Here is a 6,000-nt window from a genome sequence, read left to right as displayed (position 1 = left end):
CAGCCCGAACAAAAATGCCTGCCACAAAAACAAAAACCCGCCGAAAATATCGACGGGTTTGTCAGCGGTCTGAAGGCCCGGATCGCTCCGGGCCTTTTCATTTGGGAAGATATCGGCGACAGATCGGGGCTCTGCCCACTCGGTCAGGCAATCACGCAAGCCAGCGTGCGATTCGATCCATTGCCTCGATCATGTCACCCTCAGCGCCTGCGTAGGAGAAGCGCATCGTCCGGTGCCCCTCAAGTGGATCGAAATCGAAGCCGGGCGTTGCGGCCACATTGATCTCCGCCAACATCCGGCGGGCAAAGGCCATGCTGTCGTTGGTGAAACGGCTGACATCCACATAGGCGTAGAAGGCACCGTCCATCGGTGAAGCGATCGAGAGGCCGATCTGCGGCAGGCGTTTCAGCAGCATCTCGCGATTGGCAGCGTAAGCAGCCTTGTAGCCGTCAAGCTCTTCATGCGCGTCGAGTGCCGCCTCGGCTGCGATCTGCGATAGCTCCGGCGGCGAAATGTAGAGGCTCTGGGCGATGCGTTCGAAGCCGCGAACCTTGTCCGCCGGCAACACGATCCAACCGATCCGCCAACCGGTCATGCAATAGTATTTCGAGAAGGAATTGATGACGATCGCTTCATCGGTGACCTCAAGCGCGCTCGCCTCTTCGCCGGCGAAAGTCAGCCCGTGGTAGATCTCGTCGGAAATGAAGGCGATCGATTCTGCCCGGCAATAGTCGGCCAGTGCCTTCAGACCCGCCCTGCCCGTCACCGTGCCGGTGGGGTTTGCCGGGCTCGCCAACAGCACGCCCTTCAACGGACGTCCGACCTTGGCGGCGGCCCTCGCCAGGCTCTCCGGCGTCAGCGTGAAGCCCGTCTCCGCATTGGCTTCGACTTCAACCACCGTCAGACCGAGCGCCGCAAGGATGTTGCGGTAGGCCGGATAGCCGGGCCGTGCGATTGCGACGCAATCACCGGGATCGAAGAGGGCCAGGAAGGCAAGGTTGAAACCGGCTGACGAGCCCGTCGTTACCGCAATGCGCTGCGGGTCGAGCGTGACGCCGTGCCGTTTCTGGTAATGGCGCGCGATCGCCGTTCGCAGCGAAAGCGTTCCGAGGGCATCGGTGTAGCCGAGCCTACCGTGCTGGAGCGCGAGCCGGGCTGCCTCAAGCGCCGCCTTCGGCGCCGGATGCGCCGGCTGGCCGACTGCCATGGAAATCACGGGGTGGCCGGCGTCACGCCGACGCGTCGCCTCGGCCAACACGTCCATCGCGTGAAAGGGTTCGACGGCGCTGCGTTTTGACAATTCTACCAACGGAAAATCCTCGTATGCGGCTGTTCTTCTGCCCCTTTGCCCGATGAAATTGGCCTTCACAAGTCTGCGAGTGCCGTATTTCCGCCGATTTTGCCGTTTCGTTTCCGCGGCACGCAACCTATGCTGCCCGCATATTCCGGATTTGCGGATTCCTGTTGCCATTCAAAACCGCTCGTTGACGCGGCAGCGCGACATGGACGACAGGGAAACAAACAAGGACAACGAGGTACAAATGAATTTCAGCACCAAGATGATTGCCGCCGGAGCGCTTGCTGCGTTCATGGCCGGGGTCAGCCTGCCGCAGAGCGCGCTCGCACTCGATGCGAAGCAGAAGGAAGAAATCGGCGCCTTCATCAAGGAGTACCTGATCGCCAATCCCGAGATCATGCTCGAGGTCCAGGAGGCGCTGGCCAACAAGCAGCGCGCCAAGCAACAGGAAGCAGCCGAAACGGCGATTGCCGGCAACAAGAAGGCGATCTTCAATTCCGACTATGACATGGTGCTTGGCAACCCCAAGGGCGACATTACCGTCGTCGAGTTCTATGATTACAATTGCGGCTATTGCAAACGCGCTCTTTCGGACATGGACGAAATTCTCGCCAAGGACAAGAACGTCCGTTTCGTGCTGAAGGAACTGCCGATCCTCGGACCGGATTCGCTTGCGGCCCACAAGGTGAGCGCCGCCTTCCGTCTGGTGGCGCCGGAGAAATACGGCGACTTCCACCGCGCCCTGCTTGGCGGGGAAGACCGCGCAACTGAAGAAACGGCCATTGCCGTCGCGGTGAAGCTCGGCGTCTCGGAAAAGGACCTGCGCGCAAAGATGGAAAACGAGCCACACGATGCGGCCGTGCGTGAGGCATACAGCCTTGCCAACGACCTCGGCATCACCGGCACGCCGTCCTATGTCATCGGCAACGAGGCGGTCTTCGGGGCCGTCGGTGCCGCCGAAATCGAAAGCAAGGTCGCCAACATGCGCGAATGCGGCAAGACCGCCTGCTGACAATCCTTCCCATGACTGTGGACAAATCCCGTGGGGGCCCAAAGGGCTTTTCCTCGCGGGACCATCAGTCTATAGGTAACCCTCCATGACCGGACCGGAATCCCCTATGCCATCGACCATTTTCGTGCTGAACGGCCCCAACCTGAATGCGCTGGGCAAGCGCGAGCCGGGTATTTATGGCGGCCAGACGCTGGCCGACATTGAGGCCATGTGCAAGACCGAGGGCAAGGCCCTCGGCTTTGAGGTCGATTTCCGCCAGTCGAACCACGAAGGCACGCTGGTCGACTGGTTGCATGAGGCCGGCAGCGTCGCCGCTGGCGTTGCGATCAATCCGGCCGCCTACGGCCACACCTCGATCGCCCTTCACGACGCTATCCGTGCCATTGGCATTCCCGTGGTCGAACTGCACCTCTCGAACATTCACGCGCGCGAGGAATTCCGCCACAAATCGATGATCGCGCCGGCAGTCAAAGGCGTCATCTGCGGCTTCGGCGCGCAGAGTTACATTCTTGCGCTGCATGCGCTAAAGAACCTGACAAATCCGTCGAAATAAAAAGAACATTAAGAGGCTCATATTCCATGGCTGACAAGAAACCAGGTATCGACCAGGCGCTGATCCGCGACCTCGCCAACATTCTCAAGGACACCGATCTGACCGAGATCGAGGTCGAGCAGGACGACCTGCGCATTCGCGTCTCGCGCAACGGCACGCCGGTTGCGATGCCGATGGCCATGCCGCAGATGCCGTCCTACCAGTTCCCTGCTGCAGCTACCGCACCGGTGAACGCTGTCGCTGCCCCGGCTGCCGAGAGCGGCCGCGCATCGAAGAATGCCGTAACCGCACCAATGGTCGGCACTGCCTATCTCGCTCCGGCTCCCGGCGCCCGCCCCTTCATCGAAGTCGGCGCAACCGTCAAGGAAGGCCAGACGATCCTGATCATCGAAGCCATGAAGACGATGAACCAGATCCCGGCTCCGCGCTCGGGCAAGGTCACCGAAATCTTCGTCCAGGACGCAGCCCCCGTCGAATATGGCGAACCGCTGATCGTAATCGAGTAAGGCGGCGCGGCGATGATCTCGAAAATTCTTATTGCCAATCGCGGCGAAATCGCCCTTCGCGTGCTGCGCGCCTGCAAGGAACTCGGCATCGCGACGGTTGCCGTCCATTCCACGGCCGACAGCGATGCCATGCATGTGCGCCTCGCCGACGAGAGCGTCTGCATCGGCCCGCCGCCGTCGCGCGATAGCTACCTGAACATTCACCAGATCGTCGCCGCTTGCGAAATCACCGGTGCCGACGCCGTGCACCCGGGCTACGGCTTCCTGTCGGAAAACGCCAAGTTCGCCGAGATCCTCGAAGCGCACGACATCACCTTCATCGGCCCGACCGCGGAACATATCCGCATCATGGGTGACAAGATCACCGCCAAGAAGACGGCGCAGGAGCTTGGCATTCCGGTCGTTCCGGGTTCCGACGGCGAGGTAAAGCCGGAGAACGCGCTTGAGGTCGCTCGCAAGATCGGCTTTCCCGTGCTGATCAAGGCAACCGCCGGCGGCGGCGGGCGCGGCATGAAGGTCGCTCGCTCCGAGGCTGACCTTGAGGAAGCTGTCGCGACGGCGCGCGCCGAAGCGCTTGCCGCGTTCGGCAACGACGCCGTGTACATGGAAAAGTACCTCGGCAAGCCGCGCCACATCGAGATCCAGATCGTTGGCGACGGCGCCGGCAATGCGGTGCATCTCGGCGAGCGCGACTGCTCGCTGCAGCGCCGCCACCAGAAAGTCTGGGAAGAAGCCAACTCCCCGGCGCTTAACGTCGACCAGCGCATGAAGATCGGCCAGATCTGCGCCGATGCCATGAAGAAGCTGAAGTACCGCGGCGCCGGCACGATCGAGTTCCTCTACGAAAACGGCGAGTTCTATTTCATCGAAATGAACACCCGTCTTCAGGTCGAGCACCCGATCACCGAAGCGATCACCGGCATCGACCTCGTGCACGAGCAGATCCGCGTCGCATCGGGCGGCGGCCTGTCGGTCAAGCAGGAAGACATCGTGTTTTCCGGCCACGCCATCGAGTGCCGCATCAATGCCGAAGACCCGCGCACCTTCGTCCCCTCCCCAGGCACGATCACGCATTTTCATGCGCCGGGCGGTCTTGGCGTGCGCGTCGATTCGGGCGCCTATCAGGGCTACCGGATCCCGCCCTATTACGACAGCTTGATCGGCAAGCTGATCGTGCACGGCCGCACCCGCGTCGAGTGCATGATGCGCCTGCGTCGCGTACTCGACGAATTCGTCATCGACGGCATCAAAACAACGCTTCCGCTGTTCCAGGACCTGATCAATAATCAGGATATCGCAAACGGCGAATACGACATCCATTGGCTGGAGAAGCATCTGGCCGCCACGTCCGAGTAAGGACCGTACATTGAAGGGGACGCGCAGCAAGCAGCCCGATATTACACCGGACATGCTGCTGCGCGCCTATTCGATCGGCCTGTTTCCGATGGCCGACTCAGCTGATGACCCGGAGCTCTTCTGGGTCGAGCCGGAAATCCGCGGCGTCATCCCGCTCCCAGGCTTCCACGTCTCCCGCAGTCTCGCCAAGACAATCCGTCACAAGCCATTCGACATCCGCTTCAACACCGCCTTCGAAGCGGTCATGGACGGTTGCGCGGCACCTGCCCCGGACCGGCCGACGACCTGGATCAACGCGAAGATCCGCAGCCTCTACGCAACGCTTCACACCATGGGTTACGCCCATAGTGTGGAAGCCTGGGAAGGCGATCAATTGGTCGGCGGGCTCTATGGCGTTTCGCTTGGGTCCGCCTTCTTCGGTGAGAGCATGTTTTCCCGACGCACAGATGCCTCGAAGATCTGTCTCGTGCATCTGGTCGAGCGGTTGAAGGCGCGCGGCTTCGAATTGCTCGATACCCAGTTCACCACGGAACATCTGAAATCCTTCGGCGCAATCGACGTTCCGAAGGCAGAGTACGAAGTCATGCTGGCGAACGCGATGTCGTCGCCAGATCTCAACTTCTAAGACAGTTCCAGGAAAAGATCGAAGCGTCCGTCGATTTCGACGCTCGGGTTCCTCGTTGGCGTCCGACGGCCCTTCAACGAAGGCCGAGGACCGCAAGCAACGTGCCTATTGCTTTTGCGCCGTGTCCGGCGGCGGCAGATCCGACGTCGCCTTGCAGGATTGCAGCCAGACGTCATAGACCGGGTGCTCGACAGCGTTCAGACCCGGGCTGTCGGCAAACATCCAACCGGTGAAGATGCGGCGGATCTTGCGGTCGAGCGTGATTTCCTCGACTTCGACAAAGGTCGTGATCTTCTGCGCCTCTGTGTCGTCACGGCTGTAGCAAACGCGCGGCGTCACCTGCAGGGCACCGAACTGAACGGTCTCGCCGATATAGACGTCGAAAGTGGTGATGCGGCCGGTGATCTTGTCGATACCCGAGAACACGGCAACCGCATTGTTGAGGCGAGCGGCATCGACAGTTCCGACCGAGGCGATCAGCGGCAATCCGGCAAGAAGGGACAAGCCCAACCGCCGCATTCTCTGGCCGATTGCCTTCCGCAGATCAGAACCTGCCATTTTTGCCCGTCTCCCGCGCGCTGTCGTCATCGATGGATATCAGGCGCTAACCGTGAAATGTGGCCGCGCCATGATCGAGGACCCTGTTCCACG

At 61.1% G+C, this 6,000-nt stretch carries 7 protein-coding genes; 5 read left to right on the top strand and 2 right to left on the bottom strand.

From position 1 onward, the window contains the following. Positions 1-151 precede the first annotated feature (151 nt). Positions 152-1,309, bottom strand: coding sequence for a pyridoxal phosphate-dependent aminotransferase (locus MKZ91_RS27235; protein ID WP_336174161.1), 1,158 nt, complete (start codon positions 1,307-1,309; stop codon positions 152-154). A gap of 232 nt (positions 1,310-1,541) precedes the next feature. Between MKZ91_RS27235 and MKZ91_RS27230 the strand changes: the two genes are divergently transcribed. From MKZ91_RS27230 to aat, 5 genes are all read left to right on the top strand, one after another. Further along, a complete protein-coding gene (locus tag MKZ91_RS27230) occupies positions 1,542-2,309 on the top strand; it encodes a DsbA family protein (protein WP_336174160.1) in 768 nt (255 codons plus the stop codon). A gap of 106 nt (positions 2,310-2,415) precedes the next feature. After that, complete coding sequence (gene aroQ / locus MKZ91_RS27225; RefSeq protein WP_336174159.1) at positions 2,416-2,862, top strand: type II 3-dehydroquinate dehydratase; 447 nt, start codon at positions 2,416-2,418, stop codon at positions 2,860-2,862. Between the two features lie 26 nt (positions 2,863-2,888). After that, positions 2,889-3,368 carry an acetyl-CoA carboxylase biotin carboxyl carrier protein gene (gene accB / locus MKZ91_RS27220; RefSeq protein WP_336174158.1) on the top strand — a complete coding sequence of 160 codons (480 nt, stop codon included), beginning with the start codon at positions 2,889-2,891 and terminating at the stop codon, positions 3,366-3,368. A 12-nt stretch (positions 3,369-3,380) separates the two neighbouring features. Next, positions 3,381-4,724, top strand: coding sequence for an acetyl-CoA carboxylase biotin carboxylase subunit (gene accC, locus MKZ91_RS27215; RefSeq protein WP_336174157.1), 1,344 nt, complete (start codon positions 3,381-3,383; stop codon positions 4,722-4,724). 10 nt (positions 4,725-4,734) lie between these two features. After that, positions 4,735-5,349 carry a leucyl/phenylalanyl-tRNA--protein transferase gene (gene aat / locus MKZ91_RS27210; RefSeq protein WP_336174156.1) on the top strand — a complete coding sequence of 205 codons (615 nt, stop codon included), beginning with the start codon at positions 4,735-4,737 and terminating at the stop codon, positions 5,347-5,349. A 105-nt stretch (positions 5,350-5,454) separates the two neighbouring features. Here the strand turns inward: aat and MKZ91_RS27205 are convergent, their stop codons facing one another. Next, on the bottom strand, positions 5,455-5,907 hold the full coding sequence (locus MKZ91_RS27205; RefSeq protein ID WP_336174155.1) for a DUF2155 domain-containing protein: 453 nt from the start codon (positions 5,905-5,907) through the stop codon (positions 5,455-5,457). Positions 5,908-6,000 lie beyond the last annotated feature (93 nt).

Origin of the sequence: Ensifer sp. MJa1 (assembly GCF_037026475.1) — a bacterium.
In the GTDB taxonomy this organism is placed as follows: Bacteria; Pseudomonadota; Alphaproteobacteria; order Rhizobiales; family Rhizobiaceae; genus Ensifer.
The sequence above is the reverse complement of the archived record's forward strand: the minus strand, read 5'-3'. Positions and strand labels throughout refer to the sequence as shown.